Origin of the sequence: Bacillus sp. FSL W7-1360 (assembly GCF_038592975.1) — a bacterium.
GTDB lineage: Bacteria > Bacillota > Bacilli > Bacillales > Bacillaceae_D > Shouchella > Shouchella lonarensis.
Map to the genome: position 1 here is coordinate 2452527 of NZ_CP151950.1, position 19997 is coordinate 2472523.

The following is a 19997-nucleotide window of genomic DNA, read 5'->3' on the forward strand; positions in this document are numbered from 1 at the left end:
GGGCGATCGCGATGCGATTTGACGAAGCGTATTCAGGGAAAGTCTTTATCATGAGTAGGGCGTCTTATACAGAAGCGGATGCAGTTATTTACGGGATGCCAATGGACTGGACGGTCTCTTTTCGGCCGGGCACGCGTTTTGGCCCTTCCCGTATTCGTGAAGCCTCACTTGGATTAGAAGAATATAGCCCTTATGCGGACAAGCATTTGGAAGAGGTACGTTATTTTGATGCAGGAGATTTACTGTTGCCGTTTGGAAATGCTGCGCGCAGCTTAGAGATGATTGAAGAATATATTGATGAACTACTTGAGGACGGGAAATTCCCACTTGGACTCGGGGGAGAGCATTTGGTTTCCTGGCCAATTTTTAAAGCAATGTACAAAAAGTATCCTAACTTAGCAATCATTCATATTGATGCGCACGCTGATTTACGTGTTGAATATGAGGGAGAAGCCCTGTCTCACTCAACGCCACTGCGAAAAGCATGTGAGCTCCTCGGGTCAGAAAATGTTTATTCTTTTGGGATCCGTTCAGGTATGCGCGAGGAGTTTGCATATGCACGGACGTCGGGGATGCACCTGCATAAATTTGATGTCGCAGCGCCACTCAAAAAAACATTACCGGAGCTTGCTGGTCGACCGGTATATGTGACAATTGACATTGATGTTCTCGATCCGGCGTATGCACCAGGTACGGGAACCGCAGAAGCCGGCGGGATTACTGCCAAGGAATTGTTAGAGGCACAAATGCTGCTCAGTGAAGCTGATATAAATATCGTCGGGGCTGACTTAGTAGAAGTTTCTCCGCCATATGATCCGACGGGGCAGACGGCAATTGCCGCGAGTAAATTTGTGCGGGAAATGTTGCTTGGTTGGGTGCATAAGCGTCCGCGTTGATAGAGCGTAAAAAATGAACGGCCTATGCAAGCGCACCCGCATAGGCTTTTGTGCACATATACAGATTTTCCTTAGTTGCACCGCTGTTGTAAACAGGCTAAAATAGGAGAGAATCTAGGGATGTTGCTGGAAGGAGAGACAATAAATGAGTGTGACGTTAAAGCGGAAAGTAGCAATCTCTTTTCAAGCGACAGTATGGCAGGACGGCGCGGTGCAAGCGACGTCAGCATTTCATGTCGATGGCGACTTGTACATAAAGGATGGATGTACGTATCTTACGTTTAAAGAGGAACGCGCTCATCAGGAAGAAGAGATCCAAACAACGTTGAAATGGGACGAAACCACGCTTTTATTGATCCGCCGTGGTGCGGTGACGATGCGACAACCATTTATAGATGGGCAAGAAACATGCGGACGTTACGTCACAGCGCATATGTCTTGCGAGACAAAAGCAACGACAGAGCAATTGGCTGTTGAGGTCCCTCTCAGTCGTGATGAGCACGGTCACATACATGTCCGGTACGGCTTTTGGTTACAGGGACAGGAGACCGGCGTTCATGAGATTCGCCTTCGGGTGATGGATAGAGAAGCAGAACAAGGAGGAACGTGTTCATGAATGGTGTGGAACAACGGAAAGCGCAGTTACGTGAAGTCATTGCCAGTGCAGTAATTAAAGCGGGGTTTGCGACAGCTGAGGAACTTCCCCCAGTCGTTTTGGAGACGCCAAAAGAAAAGGCCCATGGCGACTATGCGACGAATATGGCGATGCAATTAGCGCGGCTTGCCAAGCAACCCCCGCGTCAAATAGCGGAAAGATTGGTAGAAACAATTGATCAAGAAGCAGCTGGGGTTCGCGAGCTTGTCGTAGCAGGACCAGGATTCATTAATTTCTTTCTCGACCAAGCTTATTTACGCGAAGTGATTCCTACCGTGTTGCAAGCAGGAGAAAGCTATGGACAAAGCGGTGTTGGGCACGGAGAAAAAGTATTAATTGAGTTTGTGTCTGCTAACCCGACAGGGACGCTTCATCTTGGTCATGCCCGCGGCGCGGCTGTTGGCGATGTTTTAGCGAATACGATGGAGAAGGCTGGATATGATGTGACGCGCGAGTATTATATTAATGATGCTGGCAATCAAATGTTAAACTTAGCTTATTCACTCGAAGCGCGTTACAAGCAAGCATTGGGACTAGAGGCAAGTTTGCCAGAAGATGGTTATCAAGGTCAAGATATTATTGACATCGCCCAAGCGCTTGTTGCTGAGCATGGGGATGCGTATTTGAAGAAAGCGCCTGAAGAACGACTTGAAGCTTTTAGGTCGTATGGGTTAAAAAAAGAGCTCGAAAAGATTGCGATAGACTTAGAGGCATACCGTGTACGTTTTGACGAATGGTTTTCGGAAACGTCTTTATATGAGTCAGGTCAGATTGAGAAGGCCCTATCCGTTTTGCAAGAAAAGGGCGAAACCTATGAGCAAGACGGGGCAACATGGTTACGCTCGACCGTGTACGGTGATGACAAAGACCGTGTACTTGTAAAGAAAGACGGGACGTACACGTATTTGCTTCCAGACATCGCTTATCATTTAAATAAGTTTGACCGTGGCTACGACCGCCTGATCGACATTTTTGGTGCGGATCACCACGGCTATATTGCCCGGATGAAAGCAGCCATTCAAGCCCTCGGTTATGATGTTGATCGCTTTGAAGTAGAGATTATCCAGATGGTGAGCCTTTTTCAAGGCGGAGAAAAAGTGAAGATGAGTAAGCGTACCGGGAAAGCTGTGACATTGCAAGATTTATTAGCAGAGGTCGGCGTGGATGCAACACGCTACTTTTTTGCGATGCGTAGTCCAGATGCACACTTAGATTTTGATATGGATTTGGCTGTCTCTAAGTCAAATGAAAACCCAGTGTATTATATCCAATATGCACACGCTCGCGTCTGTAGCATGCTGCGACAAGGAGAATCACTTGGGCTTATTGCTGATGAAACGGCCGACTTATCACTCATTTCTACAGAAAAAGAGTATGATTTGTTAAAAGTAATGGGTGACTTTCCGGCTGTAGTCGCTGAAGCAGCGACACGGCGTAGCCCGAGTCGTTTAACGAACTACGCATATGATCTTGCGCAAGCGTTGCATAGTTTTTATAACGTAACGCGTGTTGTGGACCGAGAAAATGCGGCTTTATCAACCGCACGTCTTGCTTTAATGCGGGCAACGCAAGTAACGATTGCCAATACCCTTGCGCTTGTTGGCGTATCTGCACCGGAGAAGATGTGACGAGGGGAGAGAGTCATGTTGTCGTATGATATGCTGTCCTATTTGGATGAAGAAAGAATTGAACGAGCTGCTTCGAGCGCTGCTGTGTATAGACGAGGGCACAAATATTATCGCGATGAATTAGTAAAAGGATTTACATGCGAAAAAAAAGACGAGATATATACAGCGGTTGTTCGAGGCTCTCGTTCTTACTATGTTCGGGTTTCTATGCTGTCTGGAAATTTGCATGCTTCTTGTGATTGCCCTGCGTTTGCAGAGTATCGTGGTGCATGTAAGCATATCGTCGCTGTCCTGTTAGCATTGCCAGCATTTATTGAGAAAGAAGAACAGGAGCGAAAGCGGGCGCGAATGCAAACAAGCATGTTATTAACTGAGTATGAAGAGATTCAGCCACAGCAGTTCCAAATAAAATCACGAAAAACATTGTCGGTTGCATATGAGTTGACTCTTGAATTGGACGAAGATGACCTAGTCGAAAGTATTTTAATTAGCTTACGGGTTGGGGAATCACGTTTATATGTTGTGAAGCATTGGTTTGATTTCTTAGAAGCCATTCAGGAGAAAGAAACGTATCCATTCACGTCCAATTTTACGTATTATCCAAATGAGCATCAATTTTCTGTTGAAGATGAAGCGATGTTGCTAGAATTTCATCGGTTATCACGTGTTGTCGGTATTCTGCCAGGGAGAGACCGTTACTTTTCGGTTCCGGTAGTGGCGTTTTCGTCGTTATTGGCGCAGTTATCGCATTTAAACACGAAGGTGTCTTTATACGCTTATGGTGGCGTGATAGAGAAATGGCCGTTAAACATGGCTCAGTTTTCAAACGAAGATAGCCTGTTTTCTTTCTCCTTGATGGAAGGAGACGGAGGGATGCAGTTGCACGGTAAAATCCTAGCAAATGTTTACTGCCCGGATGAGCCCTCCTCTTATGTACTGAAAGAAAAAGTGATTTTTACGTTGACAGATAGAGAAGCGCGGGAGCTTGATTTTTTAGTGCATCATTTTTTCGAAGGAGAAATGATTGATTACATTCCTACAGATCAACTTGAGTCATTTTGTTCAAAAGTACTTCCGATGCTAAAACGGTATGGCACTGTTGAGTTGTCAGAAACGTTACGGGAAAAAATCTCCCGACAGCCTTTACAGGGAGAGGTGAAAATTGATTATGAAGGGGACCGTCTGCTTGTTGATGTGAGGTTTTGTTATGGCGAGGTTGTCCGTAATCCCTTATCCGAGGAAGAAATAAGTGATTCATCCCAAGTGCTTGTTCGTGATCTGGAAACGGAGCAAGCGGTGATGTCATTGCTAAATTTGTGTCCATTTAAACAGGAAGCAAGTCAATTTGTCATGGAAAATTTAGAGGATATTGGGGCCTTCTTATTTGAACAGTTGCCCCCATTGAAGCAACATGCTGACGTGTTATTAACAAATGATGCGCGCAAACTATTGTTCCAACCAGACACAACCCCATCTGTTTCTGTTGATGTGGAGGGAGATTCCAATTGGCTTGACGTTGGTTTTGCAATTGAAGGTATTTCTGAGGATGAACTGAGTCACGTTTTACAGTCATTACAACAAAAGAAGAAATATCACCGTCTTTCAAACGGGGCATTGATGCATTTGCAATCAGATGACTATGTGCCGTTGTCTGAAGCAGTTGAGGCGCTCGGTATTGCGACAAAAGATTTACAGGCGAACGTTCATGTGCCGTTGCATAAAGCTTTTTCATTAGAAGACGGCCAAGTGGGCGTGAGGCTGTCGAAAAAATTATATCAACTGATCCGTGATGTGCAGTCACCTGAATATAGTGATTGGGAGCTGCCAACGGGCTTGGTAGCTCACTTACGTACGTACCAGGAGACGGGTTTTCGTTGGATGCGAACGCTTGCTAAAGCTGGACTTGGTGGTGTGTTAGCCGATGATATGGGGCTTGGGAAGACGTTGCAAACGATTACACATCTACAAGCGGAGAAAGAAGGAGGGACAAGTGGGAAGGCACTGGTCATTGCCCCGGCATCCGTCATTTTCAATTGGGAAAAAGAAGTAGGACGCTTTGCGCCAGCGCTGTCGGTTGCCGTCATTGCCGGAACGAAAGCAAACCGCGACCGTATTCGGCAAGAAACAGCGAGCGCCGATGTATGGATCACTTCTTACCCGCTTATTCAGCGTGAGGCCGATGTGTACGCGGATGAACGCTTTCACACGCTTATTTTAGATGAAGCGCAAGCAATTAAAAATGAGCAAGCGAAAACAACGAAAGCTGTGCGTTCGCTGAAAGCAGCGAGTTGTTTTGCGCTCAGTGGCACACCCATTGAAAACCGTCTTGATGAATTGTATACGCTCATGCAAACAGTGATCCCTGGTTTGTTTGGTACGAAAAAACAATTCAAAGCGCGTACACATGAAAATATTGCTCGTCTGATCCGCCCGTTCTTGCTCCGGCGTTTGAAAACGGAAGTGTTAACAGAGCTACCAGATAAAATTGAGTCCGTGCAATATACGGAGTTACTGGAAACACAGAAAAAGTATTACCTTGCGCAAGTGAAGCAACTGAAAGAAGAAGTGGATGATGCGATTGCTAAGGAGACGTTTCAGAAAAAGCGAATTGAGATCTTGGCTGGGCTGACGAAGCTGAGACAATTATGCTGTCATCCCAAGCTCGTCACAGGAGCAGATGATGCTGAGTCGGGGAAGTTGTCCCGCTTACTAGAATATGTTGAAGAAGCGCTTGCGGCTGGGCAGCGGCTCGTTATTTTTTCCCAGTTTACATCGATGCTCACCATCATCAAAGAAGCGTTTATTGCGCGCAACTGGGATTACTTCTCGCTAGACGGCTCAACACCAGCATCAGAACGACTTAAGCTAGCTGACCAATTCAACGACGGTGAAAAAAGTTTGTTTTTGGTTTCTCTTAAGGCTGGTGGAACGGGTCTCAATTTAACGGGTGGTGATACGGTCATTTTATATGATACATGGTGGAACCCGGCGATTGAAGAGCAGGCTGCAGACCGCGTCTATCGCTTCGGGCAAAAGAAAAATGTCCAAGTTATTAAGCTCATTGCGAACGGCACGATTGAAGAGAAAATTTTAGCATTGCACGAGAAGAAAAAAGCCCTTGTCGACGCGGTGATTCAACCAGGGGAAAAGCAGTTATCAGCGATGAGTGTGGAAGAGATTAAGGAATTGCTCGCCTTTTAATATATTGACAAAAGAGCAGGATCTCTCACAACACTCCCTCAATCCACCCACCAATCTTTTCCCGTAAACGCATATGCCACGGCCTTTTTTCTAGCGCTTCCAGCGTCACGTGCATCGACACACTCATATCGTGCTCAATGCAGTCAATGACTTGCCGCGTAAACACGCTGTCATGTGTGAGCAAACCCATCTCGTCGTTTAAATGTAAACTACGGCGGTCAAAGTTTGCTGTGCCGATGAAGCATGTTTCCCCATCAACAATAAGCGCTTTGGCGTGATAAAAGCCACGATAATAGTGGTAGACAGTTGTCCCTGCTTGAAGAGCACGAATCAAGTAACGATGAGATGCTTCGGTGACAAGTAGATGGTCTGCTTTCTCAGGCAACAAAATACGAACGTCAACGCCTCGACGTGCAGCGTCTTCAACGACACGCTGCAACCGATTTGAAGGAATGTAGTAAGGTGTCGCAATGAAGCATGTTTTTTTGCTTTGTGAGATGAAAGCACACAGCTCTTTTTCTAATCCGATACCATTTGTCGCAAGAAACTGGACGGAAGTATGACCGCTTGGATCCGGTGGCGTCTCCATGTGCGGTAAGCGTACCTCTGTTGCTTCGTACCAATCGGCACAAAATTGTCGTGCGATATCGATGCAAGCGGCGCCAGTTAGACGCACATGGAAATCACGCCAAAAACCAAATTTCGGGTCACGGCTCACATATTCATCACCGACATTGTAGCCACCAATGTAGCCAATATGCCCATCAATGACAGCGATTTTTCGGTGATTTCTGCGATTTAACGAGAAGAAATACAGTGGACCACGCACAGGTCTCGCATAAGCAAATGAGATGCCTGCCCGCTTCAATCTCTTCGTTGCTTTCCGAGGAAGGTGGCACCCAACTCGGTCAACGAGTAAGCATACGTCAACACCAAGGCTTGCTTTCTGTTCAAGGGCGGTAAGTACGCGTTTTCCGAGTGTATCATAGTTGAAAATGTAAAAGAGGATATGGATATGATCGGTTGCATCATTGATGTCACGTATAAAGCAGTCGAAGAAATCTTCACCAGTTGTGAAGAGGTTGAGGTCTGCTCGTTGTACACTTGTCATGTGTGGACGGTTGTGTGTCTGCAATTGTTTATGCCCATATGTATAATCGATTGTTAACCACACTGCGAGTAATAAAAGTAAACTAAGCGCTGTCAGAAGTAACAACCACCACATAAAGCATCTCCCTTTCCTCTACGAGTCTGACCGCGATAACGGATGATGCTATTTTCTGCAACCTCGCAGATTTCATGCAAAAACCTAGAAAAACGAAATGAATGAATGATCATTCACTTCGTTTATGGTATACTACAAACAAGAAGTTGTAAAAAGGGAGGATGCATCATGTCAAATGCTTTGCTAATGACAAATTGGGCGTTATTCCTACTTGTAGTAGGTTACGCAGTTTATTTATTTGTGTCGCTTGTTTTCACGCGCATACGCTTTATTCGTCTTGGAAAGAAAGCTGAATTTGAGCATACGATGAATGAACGCTTAAAAGCAATTTGGGAAAATGTATTTGGTCATACAAAATTAATGAAAGACAAAAAAAGTGGTTTGATCCATCTCATGTTTTTCTATGGCTTTTTGCTCGTGCAGTTTGGTGCGATTGACTTAATTTGGAAGGGCTTACAACCCGGTTCACATTTGCCACTAGGTCCCATTTATCCGTACTTTACATTGTTCCAAGAAATCGTCGTCGCCATGATTTTAGTTGCGGTTGTGTGGGCATTTTATCGTCGTTATATGGAAAAGCTCGTTCGCTTAAAACGCGGCTGGAAAGCAGGTCTTGTTCTCGTCTTTATTGGCGGACTAATGGTATCAAAAACGATGGCTAAAGGAATGGAGCTCATTTGGTTAGATAAAAGTCCATCGATTTATGAGCCATTGGCGTCGTCGGTTTACTTTGTGACGAGCTGGTTACCGACAAATGTTGCTGGTGCGCTGTTTTTTGTATTTTGGTGGGCGCACCTGTTATTCTTACTCACGTTCCTTGTGTATGTGCCGCAAGGGAAGCATGCGCATTTAATTGCTGGACCAGTCAATGTTTTTTTAGGGCGCACGCATAAGGTAGGTCGTCTCGCAAAAATTGATTTTGAAGAAGAGGACGCCGAGCAGTTTGGTGTTGGGAAAATCGAAGACTTCAATCAAAAGCAACTACTTGATTTATATGCTTGTGTGGAATGTGGTCGTTGTACAAATATGTGCCCGGCAACAGGAACAGGTAAGATGTTGTCGCCAATGGATTTAATTTTGCGTTTACGTGATCATTTAACAGAAAAAGGTGCAGCAGTGACGTCGCGCTCACCGTGGTTGCCTGCGTATGCATTTTCCAATACGAAAGCGAATACACTGGCTGCACAAGGTGCAAGTGAGGCAGCTGCAGGGTATGATGTGAGTCTCATTGGTGACGTGATCACAGAGGAAGAAATTTGGGCGTGTACAACGTGCCGAAATTGTGAAGATCAGTGCCCAGTGATGAATGAACATGTCGACAAAATTATTGATTTGCGTCGGTACCTTGTGTTGACGGAAGGAAAAATGGATCCAGATGCACAGCGCGCATTGCAAAATATTGAGCGCCAAGGTAATCCATGGGGGATTAGTCGCAAAGAACGCGAAAACTGGCGTGATGGGCGCGAAGATATTCACGTACCAACGGTGAAAGAACTAAGCAAAAAAGGTGAGACGTTTGAGTATTTATTTTTCGCTGGCTCGATGGGTGCGTATGATAACCGCAGTCAAAAAATTGCCCAGTCGTTTGCGAAGTTGCTTAATCTTGCTGGTGTGTCATTTGCGATTATCGGGAATAAAGAAAAGAACTCTGGTGATACGCCACGGCGCTTAGGGAATGAATTTTTATTCCAAGAGCTAGCGACCGCAAACATTGAGTTGTTCCAGAAGCATGATGTCAAAAAGATTGTTACGATTGATCCACATGCGTACAACACGTTTAAAAATGAGTACCCAGACTTTGGGTTAGAAAACGTCGAAGTTTACCACCATACGGAACTTCTTGTCAAGTTGTTGCAGGAAGGTCGCTTGTCTCCGTCGAAAGAAGTAAGGGAGACGATTGTCTTCCACGACTCTTGCTATTTAGGACGCTACAACGATGTGTACGATCCACCGCGCGAGATTTTATCGTACATTCCAGGCGTGAATGTGGTGGAGATGGAACGAAACCGGGAAAACGGCATGTGTTGTGGTGCTGGTGGTGGTATGATGTGGATGGAGGAAGATAGAGGAGAGCGTGTCAATGTTGCACGAACAGAGCAAGCACTTGCTGTCTCGCCATCGGTCATTGGTAGTGCCTGTCCATATTGTTTAACAATGTTAAGTGATGGGACGAAAGCATTAGAACAGGAAGATCACGTTGAAACATTGGATGTTGTTGAGATTTTAGAACGATCATTGGCATAAGGGATGTAAGAGGGAGGTTCACGCTTATGAAGTGAGCCTTCCCATTTATCCGTAATCACGACTGAGCGTTCGCTCGCATACATCAAGAAAACAAGAGAGGGGTTTTACGATGAAAACAGTCATTGTAAGTGGTGCAAGAACGCCATTTGCGAAAATGGGTGGGTCACTTGCTACATTAACAGCGCCACAATTAGGGGGAATTGCGTTGAAAGGTGCGCTAGAACGTGCCGGTTGGTCTCCTGAACAAGTTGATGATGTCATGATGGGAAATGTGTTGCAAGCAGGTGTCGGGCAGCTCCCGTCTCGCCAAGCATTACATGAGGCAGGTTTGCCGTGGCATGTGCGGACAGAGACGATTAATAAAGTGTGTGCGTCAGGCATGCGTGCAGTGACACTTGCGGATGAAGCGATTCGCTCACGTCGGTCGCAAGTTGTCTTAGCTGGGGGAATGGAATCGATGACGCACGCGCCCTATTACATGCCCCAAGCCCGCTTTGGTGCACGAATGGGAGATACACGTATGGTTGATGGGATGGTTTATGATGGGCTTACATGTGCGTTTGAACAGGTGCATATGGGCATTTACGGTAGCCGCACAGCTGCAAAACGATCAATCTCACGTGCAGCGCAAGATAAATGGGCACTTCGGAGTCAAGAGCGGGCTGCACGTGCAATTGAAAGCGGTATCATATCTGAGGAAATTACGCCTGTATTGATCACAGACCGGAAGGGACGCACAATAGAAATGAACGTAGATGAGGCACCGCGTCCACAGACAACAGCGGAGGCACTTGCTGCGCTTAAACCTGTATTTGAGAAAGACGGTACGATTACCGCCGGCAATGCCCCTGGTGTGAATGATGGTGCTTGTGCACTACTTTTAATGAGTGAGGAGAAGGCAGTCAGTCATGATTTAGAAGTACTAGCGACGATTGAAGCGCACGAAGAAATCGCGGTGCAGCCAGCTGATTTTCCAGAAACCCCTGGGATTGTCATTAACCGTTTGCTTAAGCGTTCACAGCTTCAAACGACTGATATTGCGCGATTTGAAATTAATGAGGCGTTTGCTGCAGTCGCATTAGCAAGCAATCAACTTGCGGATTTAGACGCTGAAAAGGTGAATGTCAACGGTGGCGCCATTGCATACGGTCATCCAATTGGCGCGAGCGGTGCGCGTATTTTATTGACACTTGCGTATGAGTTAAAGCGCATTGGTGGCGGTTACGGGATTGCTGCTATTTGTAGCGGTGGCGGGCAAGGAGATGCCGTGCTGTTACATGTGAAAGGAGAAAACGTATGAATATAGACAACGTGATGGTTATTGGCGCAGGACAAATGGGGAGCGGTATCGCTGAAGTGTTTGCGATGAAAGGATATCATGTGTTTTTATGTGATCAAACGGTTGCGCAAGCAGAGACAGGTAAAGAAAGTATTGCCAAGCGGCTTCGGCGTCTTGTAGAAAAAGGGGTGCAGTCTCAGGGAGAGACCGATGCAGCGTTAGAGCGTCTGGAGACGGTGGGCACATTAGACACCGCTGCTAAAGCAGATATTGTCATTGAAGCAGCCACAGAGCATGTGGACACAAAGAAACAAATATTTATTGCAGTCGACCAGTATGTAAAAAATGAAACCATCTTAGCGACGAACACATCATCTTTACCAATTACAGATTTAGCGAGTGTGACAACGTCCCCAGAACGAGTGATTGGGATGCACTTTATGAACCCAGTGCCACGGATGAAACTTGTTGAAATCATTCGTGGACTTGCGACAGACGATAACGTTTTTTTGGCTGTCAATGATTTGGCACACAAACTTGAGAAAGTACCGGTGACGGTTGAGGACTTTCCTGGGTTTGTGTCTAACCGCATTTTAATGCCAATGATTAATGAGGCGATCTTCACGTTATATGAAGGCGTCGCTTCGGCTGAAGATATTGATACAGTGATGAAACTTGGGATGAATCACCCAATGGGCCCACTCACGTTGGCAGATTTTATTGGACTGGATACATGCCTTGCAATTATGAACGTACTCCATGAAGGTTTTGGGGATGATAAATATCGTCCTTGTCCATTGTTAAAGAAATATGTGCAAGCGGGCTGGTTCGGAAGAAAAACAGGTAGGGGGTTTTTTGTGTATGAGTAGTGTATTGTTGATGGAAGAACAGGAAATGATGCAAAAGATGGTGCGAGACTTTGCGCAAGAAGAAATTACCCCTGCTGTTGCAGATATGGAAGAACACGACACTTTTCCACGTGCCGTGTTAGAAAAAATGGGTGCGCTGGGGTTAATGGGTGTCACGGTGCCTGAAAATTATGGCGGGGCAGGCATGGATTTTGTCTCGTATATTATTGCTGTCCACGAAATTTCTAAAGCAAGTGCGGCGCTCGGTCTCATTATGAGTGTGCACACATCTGTCGGGATTGGTCCAATCCTTGCTTACGGAACAGAAGAGCAAAAAAGGCGTTATGTGCCAGCGTTGGCAACTGGAAAGATGATTGGTGCGTTTTGTTTGACAGAGCCGAATGCAGGAAGTGATGCAAAGTCGTTACAAACACGTGCAGTGAAGGAAGGCGAAGATTATATTTTAAATGGATCAAAAGTGTTTATTACAAACGGTGGTGAAGCAGGCTCATACATTGTCTTTGCGGTCACTGACCCGAGCGCGGGTTCAAAAGGGATCTCTGCTTTCATTGTTGACGGTGATGTAGAAGGGTTACTTGTCGGTAAAAAAGAGCAAAAGTTAGGGTTGCGTGGATCAACGACAACAGAAATCATTTTTGACAATTGTCGTATTCCGAAAACCCAACTGCTCGGGCAAGAAGGGCAAGGGTTAAAAATTGCGCTTTCTAACTTGAATGCAGGAAGAATTGGTATTGCTGCACAATCGCTTGGCATTGCTGAAGCAGCACTTGAGGCAGCGACAAGTTATGCGCAGGAGCGCAAGCAATTTGGCGAGCCGCTCATTGCACACCAAGGGATGGCGTTTAAGTTAGCCGATATGGCGACAGAGGTAGAAGCAGCAAAGCAATTAACGTATGCAGCGGCACGCTTGAAACAAGAAGCACGCCCTTGTGCGAAAGAAGCTTCGATGGCGAAATTGTTTGCTTCACGTACAGCGATGCATGTTGCAACCGAGGCTGTACAAGTGTATGGTGGTTATGGTTATATGAAAGAATATCCAGTAGAGCGCTATTTTAGAGATGCGAAAGTATGCGAGATTTACGAAGGAACGAGTGAAATCCAACGAATGGTCATCGCGCGCCATTTAGGTGAAAAATAAAGAGGAGGCGACGAGAGATGGGTAAGGTCATTTCTAGCGGTGCTTCTATGCATGTAGAAAGGGTGACGCAATGACAAAAAAAAGCGTTCCGTCGATGGTCAAAGATCAACAACTGATTCAGAAGAGGCGGGCACAAATGATTAAGGGGGCGGTGCATCTTTTTATTGAAAAAGGATTTCACCGCACAACGACGCGTGAAATTGCTAAAGAATCGGGCTTTAGTATTGGCACGCTCTATGAATATATTCGCACAAAAGAAGACGTGCTATACTTAGTGTGTGACGCGATTTACGACCAAGTGACAGAACGAGTTCGGACCCAAGTCGATTTAACGGGGACGTGTCTGGAGCAGTTGGAGTCGGCCATTCGCGCATACTTCATGGTAGTAGACGAAATGCAAGATGAGGTACTTGTCATGTATCAAGAAACAAAATCACTTCCGAAAGAGACACTTCCTTATGTATTAAGGAAAGAGCAGGAAATGGTTGAGATGATGGAGTCTTTAGTAAGAACTTGTGTAAAAGAAGGTGTACTCGTTCTGAATGAACAAGAAACGAAATTGTTGGCGCATAATATTTTAGTCCAAGGGCAGATGTGGACGTTTCGTCGTTGGGCGTTGCAGAAGCAATTCACACTGGAAGATTATACAAATATGCAAATAGCATGCTTGCTTTATCGCAGTAAAAGAGGCGAGTGACGCTAAAAAAAGGCGTGTTCAAAGGGTAATCTGTGAGAATGTTTTTTACGCTAGCCATCGTAAGTGAAATATGGTTATAATGGGACGTATGATTTTTTACTAGCTGTCTTACACTAGGAGACAGTGATGCATAGATTTGTATGAAAGGGTGTGTATATGTGTGGCGAAGGTAAAAGAGTTAACAAAAGAACGACTAGCGGAGTTGTCAATGGTTGAGACGGCCTATTTGATTATGGAAAATAAGCGCGAACCTTACTATTTCTATGACTTGCTTAGTGAAGTAGCGAAAGTAAAAGGATTTACAGAGGAAGAAAAGAAGGCGCGCATTTCATTTTTATACACAGATATGAATATCGATGGACGCTTTTTAACATTAGGAGACAATCAATGGGGTTTAAAAGCGTGGTATTTGCATGAGCAATCAGAGGAAGAAATTACGGTTTCAGCGCATCCTGAGAAACACTTTGACGTCGATGATGAGCTAGAGGATGACGCATTTGAAGATTTAGAAGATGAGCTCGATGAGTTAGCAGAGGTAGAAGACGGAGACGAAGAAGAGGATGATTTGGCAGACGAGAAAAAAGGCCGTCATTTGATGGAGGATGAAGAAGACGAAGACGATTTTTCTTCATAACGTGCTTGACGAATGTGGGGCAACTCCGGTACAATCAGTTTTGGGCTTCTCGTTATTGTCGGGAAGAAATAAAGAATGAGATGGACAAACAAAAGCGCGCCCCCAACGATGGTGGGAGAGGTGCCGCTTTTGTTTTTTTGTTTTTGTTATAGGGCAGGATAAGTATTGGAGGAGGCGTTGGTAAGATGGCAAAATATATTTTCGTAACAGGAGGCGTGGTATCTTCTTTAGGAAAGGGGATTACCGCAGCGTCTTTAGGAAGATTACTAAAAAATCGTGGACTACAAGTGACGATTCAAAAGTTTGACCCGTATATCAATGTGGATCCTGGGACAATGAGTCCTTACCAACATGGAGAGGTATTCGTTACGGATGATGGTGCAGAAACAGATTTAGATTTAGGGCACTATGAGCGTTTTATTGATATCAACCTTAGTCAAAATAGCAATGTCACGACCGGTCGGGTATATCAAACGGTGTTAAAGAAAGAGCGTCGGGGTGATTATTTAGGCGGCACCGTGCAGGTCATCCCCCATGTGACCAACGAGATTAAAGAGCGTGTGCTTCGGGCAGGGCGTGAGACAGGCGCTGATGTTGTCATTACAGAAATCGGTGGAACCGTTGGTGACATTGAAAGTTTACCGTTTTTGGAAGCGATCCGCCAAATCAAGGGTGACGTTGGCATGGACAACGTCTTATACTTGCACTGTACATTGATTCCTTATTTGCAAGCTGCTGGTGAAATGAAATCGAAGCCAACACAGCACTCGGTAAAAGAATTACGTTCGTTAGGCATTCAACCAAATGTCATCGTTGTACGTACAGAACGACCTGTACCAGAAGAAATGAAAGACAAGATTGCTTTGTTTTGCGATATTCGGAAAGAAGCAGTCATTGAAGCAGGAGATGCGGATACGCTTTATCAAGTGCCGCTCAATTTGCAGGCGCAAAACTTAGATCAAATTGTTTGTGATCATTTACATTTGCAAGTCGGTCCAGCAGATATGACTGAGTGGCGTTCGCTCGTTGAACGTGTACAACATTTGACGCATAAAGTCCGCATCGCCCTCGTTGGAAAATATGTCGCGTTGCAAGATGCGTATTTGTCGGTTGCTGAGGCGCTTCGTCATGCTGGTTACAGCGTTGATGCGGATATTGAAATTGACTGGGTGTATGCAGAGCAAGTGACAGATGATAATGTTGCAGAGAAGCTTCGTCATGCTGATGGGATCATTGTACCAGGTGGTTTTGGCGATCGTGGTGTGGAAGGCAAAATTTCTGCGATCCGTTATGCGCGAGAAAATCACATTCCTTTTCTCGGAATATGTTTAGGTATGCAGTTAGCATCTGTTGAGTTTGCACGTCACGTATTACAATTGCGTGATGCAAACTCAGCTGAACTCAACCCTGAGACAGCTCATCCGGTTATTGACTTACTACCAGAACAAAAAGACGTCGAAGATTTAGGCGGGACATTACGTCTCGGCTTATACCCATGTAAGTTGGCAACTGGGACAGTGGCTCACGGAGCGTATGGTGAAGAGGTGGTGTATGAGCGACATCGTCACCGGTATGAATTTAATAATGTATACCGTAAACAAATGGAAGAGGCAGGTTTAGTATTTTCTGGAACCAGTCCAGATGGGCGGTTAGTCGAGATTGTAGAGCTACCTGCGCATCCATTCTTTGTGGCAGCGCAATTTCATCCAGAATTCATCTCGCGTCCAACGCGTCCTCAACCACTTTTTAAGTCGTTTGTACAGACAGCATTTACACAATCAAAAAATGGTGTCTCCTAAATAAGGCAAATAAAAAGGCGCATAGGCGTCTTTTTTTCTTTGTTAGGCAGGGAATAGAGAAAAAATCGCGAATTTCTTTTAAGGAAAGAGTCTGAATAAAAATGGGGGATGGATCAGTGGCGCAAAAAATATTGATCGTTGATGATCAGGCAGGAATTCGGATGTTGCTAACAGAGGTGTTAAGTCACGAAGGATATGAAACATTTGAGGCGGGAAATGGTCAAGATGCGTTACGCATTCAATCTGAACATCATATTGATATTGTTTTATTGGACATGAAAATTCCTGGAATGGATGGGATTGAAATTTTGAAGCAGATGAAAAAGCATGATCCTGCCATTTGTGTTGTTATGATGACGGCATACAGCGAGCAAGGAATTGTGAATGAGGCGTTGCAACACGGAGCAAGAGATATCTTTTCAAAGCCGTTTGATATTGAAGATGTCAGGAAAATGGTACGTACACACATCACGATGTAAGAAAATATTGGTGGTAAGCGCTTTCCGACATATTTCCGTTACTTTCTAACGTCAATTATTTAAAGAATATGCTATAATAGAGGCGATGGACGAGCAAGATGAACGAAGCTTTCAGTTTAAGAGCTTGTGCGTCATCTTTGCCCAAAATGCATGTGAGCATGTGTACGGAACAAGGAAGTATAGCACATAACTTTGCGAGATCAAGGGTATCTTGTAAAAAGAAGTTGTGACATGCATTTGCTCGGCATGCGAATTTAAGGAGGAAAGTCTATGCCTTTAGTTTCAATGAAAGACATGTTAAACAAAGCAAAATCTGAGGGTTATGCAGTAGGACAATTCAATTTAAATAACCTTGAGTTTACTCAAGCGATTTTGCAAGCAGCAGAAGAGGAGAAATCGCCAGTCATTCTTGGCGTATCTGAAGGTGCTGCGCGTTATATGGGTGGGTTTAAAACTGTGGTTGGATTGGTTAAAAATTTAATGGATGAATACCACGTGACTGTACCGGTAGCGATTCACCTTGACCACGGTTCTAGTTTTGAAAAATGTGTCGAGGCGATGTATGCTGGATTTACATCTGTTATGATTGATGGTTCCCATTACCCACTTGAAAAGAATATTGCATTAACAAAACGTGTCGTTGATGTGGCTCACACGTTAGGTGTATCTGTTGAAGCAGAGCTTGGTCGAATCGGTGGACAAGAAGATGACCTCATTGTTGACGATGCAGAGGCAGCTTATGCAGTGCCAGAAGAGTGTAAAGAACTTGTTGAAGCAACAGGCGTAGACTGCTTTGCACCCGCGCTGGGCTCTGTTCATGGACCATATAAAGGTGAACCGAATCTTGGTTTTGATCATATGAAAAAAATTGATTCCCTCGTAGGAATCCCCCTTGTGCTTCATGGTGGGACAGGCATTCCAACAAAAGACGTTCAAAAAGCGATTGCATTTGGACACGCAAAAATTAATGTAAATACAGAAAGCCAAATTTCTTCAGCGAAAGCAGTGCGAGAAACGCTAGATGCCGATGCGGAAATGTACGATCCGAGAAAGTATCTTGGACCAGCACGAGAGGCGATTAAAGCAACAGTGATCGGTAAGATGCGTGAATTTGGTTCTTCTCAAAAGGCTTAGTCGTTGGTCGTATGAGGCGATCCGCCATAAAAGCAGTTCCTGTGTGAGCTGCTTTTATTACCATTTATAGCATAAACTGAAAAAATAATTGAAACCGCTTTAGAAGGAGCGTCTTAAATGAAATTTTTTATTGATACAGCAAACATAGATGAAATCAAAGAAGCGCATGAGCTAGGGATATTAGCTGGTGTGACGACGAACCCCTCTCTCGTAGCAAAAGAGAATGTTGACTTTCATACACGTATTCGAGAGATCGCAGCGCTTGTACCCGGCAGTGTGAGTGCAGAAGTCATCGCATTAGATGCAGAGGGAATGATTCAAGAAGGGCTTGAGCTTGCTAAAATTGCAGACAATATTACGATTAAAGTTCCGATGACAAATGAAGGTTTAAAGGCCGTGCATGCGTTTTCTGAACGTGGCATTCAAACAAATGTCACATTAATTTTTTCTGTGCCACAAGCGCTTCTTGCCGCGCGTGCAGGGGCAACATATATTTCACCGTTTTTAGGGCGATTGGATGATATCGGTCAAGACGGTCTTGCGCTCGTTTCCGATATCACGGAGATTTTTACAAAGCATGCGCTATCAACACAAATCATTGCTGCATCAGTGCGCCACCCGATTCATGTGAATGAGGCAGCCAAGCGCGGTGCTCATATCGCTACTGTTCCACTAAAAGTCATTAAGCAATTAACAAAGCACCCTTTAACTGATCAAGGCATTGAACGTTTTTTAGCGGACTGGGGTAAATAAACTTTACTCGTTACATAAGCGAACGAGCGACAAGCAGGGTGTATCCCCTTTTTGCAGTGAAAGGAGCGACTGCGATGTACAAATTACGAATTGAAGGTGGTTACCCACTTGAAGGGCGTGTGAATATTAGTGGTGCGAAAAATAGTGCGGTTGCGTTAATCCCAGCCGCGATACTTGCAGATGGGCCAGTGACGATTGACAATTTGCCGGCAATTTCAGACGTAGACACATTAGCTGAGCTTTTACGTGAAATTGGTGGGGATGTGACTCGTTCTGAACGAACGATGACGATTGACCCGACTAAAATGATCGCGATGCCGCTTCCGAACGGACATGTGAAAAAGCTACGTGCGTCATACTATTTGATGGGCGCGATGCTTGGGAAATTTCATAAAGCAGTGATTGGCTTACCTGGCGGATGTCATTTAGGCCCGCGTCCAATTGACCAGCATATAAAAGGGTTTGAGGCGCTAGGTGCGCGTGTGACGAATGAACAAGGTGCGATTTATTTAAGAGCAGAGCGCTTACGTGGGGCAACGATCTTTTTAGATGTTGTCAGTGTGGGGGCGACCATTAATATTATGTTGGCGGCTGTTCGCGCAGAAGGAAGAACAGTGATAGAAAATGCAGCAAAAGAGCCAGAGATTGTAGATGTGGCAATGTTGTTGTCCAGTATGGGTGCACGGATTAAAGGTGCAGGGACGAATGTTATTCGAATTGATGGACGCCCATCATTATCAGGTTGTAGACATGCGATCATCCCTGATCGCATTGAGGCAGGTACTTATATGATTATGGCAGCGGCAATGGGACAGCGCGTGTCTATTGATCACATTATCCCTCTTCATTTAGAGTCACTTATCGCCAAATTGCGTGAAGTTGGAACGGAAGTAGATATTGATAATGATAGCGTGACAATTGGTGGTGGACGACGATTAAAAAAAGGTGCCGATGTGAAAACGTTGGTGTATCCTGGTTTCCCAACAGACTTACAGCAGCCGCTGACAAGTTTGTTAACGAGTGTACAAGGCACAAGCATTGTAACAGATACGATTTATGATGCACGATTCAAGCATGTTGACGAATTACGGAGAATGGGCGCCAACATTAAAGTGGAAGGGCGCTCTGCAATTGTGCATGGGAAGACGCGATTACAGGGGGCCAGTGTGCGAGCAAGTGATTTACGTGCGGGGGCAGCACTGGTTACGGCAGGACTCATGGCTGAAGGTGTAACTGAAGTCGTTGGTGTCGAGCATATCGATCGTGGTTACGAGCAGTTGGTAGAAAAGTTAACAAGCATTGGTGCGCGAGTACAGCGCGAGCGTTTAACAGAGGATGAACGAGAACGAGCGGCAGAATCATGATC

16 protein-coding genes are annotated in these 19997 nt (G+C 45.1%); 15 read left to right on the forward strand and 1 reads right to left on the reverse strand.

The annotated features are described in order from the left end of the window. The first annotated feature begins 11 nt into the window (after window positions 1-11). From speB to NSQ26_RS12715, 4 genes are all read left to right on the forward strand, one after another. Complete coding sequence (speB, locus tag NSQ26_RS12700; RefSeq protein ID WP_499718413.1) at window positions 12-896, forward strand: agmatinase; 885 nt, start codon at window positions 12-14, stop codon at window positions 894-896. Between the two features lie 145 nt (window positions 897-1041). Further along, entirely contained in the window at window positions 1042-1512 is a 471-nt protein-coding gene (locus tag NSQ26_RS12705; protein WP_499718414.1) for a YwiB family protein, read from the forward strand. Then, window positions 1509-3179 (forward strand): arginine--tRNA ligase, encoded by a 1671-nt coding sequence (argS, locus tag NSQ26_RS12710; protein WP_499718415.1) that lies wholly within the window; start codon window positions 1509-1511, stop codon window positions 3177-3179. Before NSQ26_RS12705 ends, argS begins: the two co-directional genes overlap by 4 nt. 15 nt (window positions 3180-3194) lie before the next feature. After that, a complete protein-coding gene (locus NSQ26_RS12715) occupies window positions 3195-6380 on the forward strand; it encodes a DEAD/DEAH box helicase (protein WP_499718416.1) in 3186 nt (1061 codons plus the stop codon). A gap of 25 nt (window positions 6381-6405) precedes the next feature. Here NSQ26_RS12715 and cls read toward each other — a convergent pair whose 3' ends face one another. Further along, entirely contained in the window at window positions 6406-7605 is a 1200-nt protein-coding gene (gene cls, locus NSQ26_RS12720) for a cardiolipin synthase (protein ID WP_499718417.1), read from the reverse strand. 168 nt (window positions 7606-7773) lie between these two features. Here cls and NSQ26_RS12725 point away from each other — a divergent pair, with 168 nt between their 5' ends. The 11 genes from NSQ26_RS12725 (at window position 7774) to murA (ending at window position 19995) form a co-directional block, all read left to right on the forward strand. Beyond that, window positions 7774-9849 carry a (Fe-S)-binding protein gene (locus NSQ26_RS12725; protein WP_090774668.1) on the forward strand — a complete coding sequence of 692 codons (2076 nt, stop codon included), beginning with the start codon at window positions 7774-7776 and terminating at the stop codon, window positions 9847-9849. Window positions 9850-9958: 109 nt separating this feature from the next. Then, the gene (locus NSQ26_RS12730) at window positions 9959-11149 is read left to right on the forward strand and encodes an acetyl-CoA C-acetyltransferase (protein ID WP_499718418.1); all 1191 of its coding nucleotides are present in this window, start codon (window positions 9959-9961) and stop codon (window positions 11147-11149) included. After that, window positions 11146-11997 carry a 3-hydroxybutyryl-CoA dehydrogenase gene (locus NSQ26_RS12735; protein ID WP_499718419.1) on the forward strand — a complete coding sequence of 284 codons (852 nt, stop codon included), beginning with the start codon at window positions 11146-11148 and terminating at the stop codon, window positions 11995-11997. The genes NSQ26_RS12730 and NSQ26_RS12735 overlap by 4 nt, the downstream gene beginning before the upstream one ends. Then, window positions 11990-13135 (forward strand): acyl-CoA dehydrogenase, encoded by a 1146-nt coding sequence (locus tag NSQ26_RS12740; RefSeq protein WP_090774671.1) that lies wholly within the window; start codon window positions 11990-11992, stop codon window positions 13133-13135. The genes NSQ26_RS12735 and NSQ26_RS12740 overlap by 8 nt, the downstream gene beginning before the upstream one ends. A 70-nt stretch (window positions 13136-13205) precedes the next feature. Further along, window positions 13206-13832, forward strand: a complete 627-nt coding sequence (locus NSQ26_RS12745) for a TetR/AcrR family transcriptional regulator (protein WP_090774672.1) — start codon at window positions 13206-13208, stop codon at window positions 13830-13832. A 160-nt stretch (window positions 13833-13992) separates the two neighbouring features. Next, window positions 13993-14466 (forward strand): DNA-directed RNA polymerase subunit delta, encoded by a 474-nt coding sequence (gene rpoE / locus NSQ26_RS12750; protein ID WP_090774673.1) that lies wholly within the window; start codon window positions 13993-13995, stop codon window positions 14464-14466. Between the two features lie 185 nt (window positions 14467-14651). Then, window positions 14652-16265 carry a CTP synthase gene (gene pyrG / locus NSQ26_RS12755; RefSeq protein ID WP_499718420.1) on the forward strand — a complete coding sequence of 538 codons (1614 nt, stop codon included), beginning with the start codon at window positions 14652-14654 and terminating at the stop codon, window positions 16263-16265. Window positions 16266-16381: 116 nt separating this feature from the next. Continuing rightward, window positions 16382-16744 (forward strand): response regulator, encoded by a 363-nt coding sequence (locus tag NSQ26_RS12760; RefSeq protein ID WP_090774859.1) that lies wholly within the window; start codon window positions 16382-16384, stop codon window positions 16742-16744. Between the two features lie 270 nt (window positions 16745-17014). Then, on the forward strand, window positions 17015-17878 hold the full coding sequence (gene fba, locus NSQ26_RS12765; protein ID WP_090774675.1) for a class II fructose-1,6-bisphosphate aldolase: 864 nt from the start codon (window positions 17015-17017) through the stop codon (window positions 17876-17878). A gap of 117 nt (window positions 17879-17995) precedes the next feature. Then, the gene (fsa, locus tag NSQ26_RS12770; RefSeq protein ID WP_499718421.1) at window positions 17996-18631 is read left to right on the forward strand and encodes a fructose-6-phosphate aldolase; all 636 of its coding nucleotides are present in this window, start codon (window positions 17996-17998) and stop codon (window positions 18629-18631) included. A gap of 74 nt (window positions 18632-18705) precedes the next feature. After that, the gene (murA, locus tag NSQ26_RS12775; RefSeq protein WP_499718422.1) at window positions 18706-19995 is read left to right on the forward strand and encodes a UDP-N-acetylglucosamine 1-carboxyvinyltransferase; all 1290 of its coding nucleotides are present in this window, start codon (window positions 18706-18708) and stop codon (window positions 19993-19995) included. The last annotated feature ends 2 nt before the right edge of the window (window positions 19996-19997 follow it).

What these genes read in the sequence shown, in the direction of transcription:
- speB (WP_499718413.1), top strand. Translation starts at nt 12, where the DNA reads ATGCGATTTGACGAAGCGTATTCAGGGAAAGTCTTTATCATGAGTAGG.
- NSQ26_RS12705 (WP_499718414.1), top strand. Translation starts at nt 1,042, where the DNA reads ATGAGTGTGACGTTAAAGCGGAAAGTAGCAATCTCTTTTCAAGCGACA.
- argS (WP_499718415.1), top strand. Translation starts at nt 1,509, where the DNA reads ATGAATGGTGTGGAACAACGGAAAGCGCAGTTACGTGAAGTCATTGCC.
- NSQ26_RS12715 (WP_499718416.1), top strand. Translation starts at nt 3,195, where the DNA reads ATGTTGTCGTATGATATGCTGTCCTATTTGGATGAAGAAAGAATTGAA.
- cls (WP_499718417.1), bottom strand. Translation starts at nt 7,605, where the DNA reads ATGTGGTGGTTGTTACTTCTGACAGCGCTTAGTTTACTTTTATTACTC.
- NSQ26_RS12725 (WP_090774668.1), top strand. Translation starts at nt 7,774, where the DNA reads ATGTCAAATGCTTTGCTAATGACAAATTGGGCGTTATTCCTACTTGTA.
- NSQ26_RS12730 (WP_499718418.1), top strand. Translation starts at nt 9,959, where the DNA reads ATGAAAACAGTCATTGTAAGTGGTGCAAGAACGCCATTTGCGAAAATG.
- NSQ26_RS12735 (WP_499718419.1), top strand. Translation starts at nt 11,146, where the DNA reads ATGAATATAGACAACGTGATGGTTATTGGCGCAGGACAAATGGGGAGC.
- NSQ26_RS12740 (WP_090774671.1), top strand. Translation starts at nt 11,990, where the DNA reads ATGAGTAGTGTATTGTTGATGGAAGAACAGGAAATGATGCAAAAGATG.
- NSQ26_RS12745 (WP_090774672.1), top strand. Translation starts at nt 13,206, where the DNA reads ATGACAAAAAAAAGCGTTCCGTCGATGGTCAAAGATCAACAACTGATT.
- pyrG (WP_499718420.1), top strand. Translation starts at nt 14,652, where the DNA reads ATGGCAAAATATATTTTCGTAACAGGAGGCGTGGTATCTTCTTTAGGA.
- fba (WP_090774675.1), top strand. Translation starts at nt 17,015, where the DNA reads ATGCCTTTAGTTTCAATGAAAGACATGTTAAACAAAGCAAAATCTGAG.
- fsa (WP_499718421.1), top strand. Translation starts at nt 17,996, where the DNA reads ATGAAATTTTTTATTGATACAGCAAACATAGATGAAATCAAAGAAGCG.
- murA (WP_499718422.1), top strand. Translation starts at nt 18,706, where the DNA reads ATGTACAAATTACGAATTGAAGGTGGTTACCCACTTGAAGGGCGTGTG.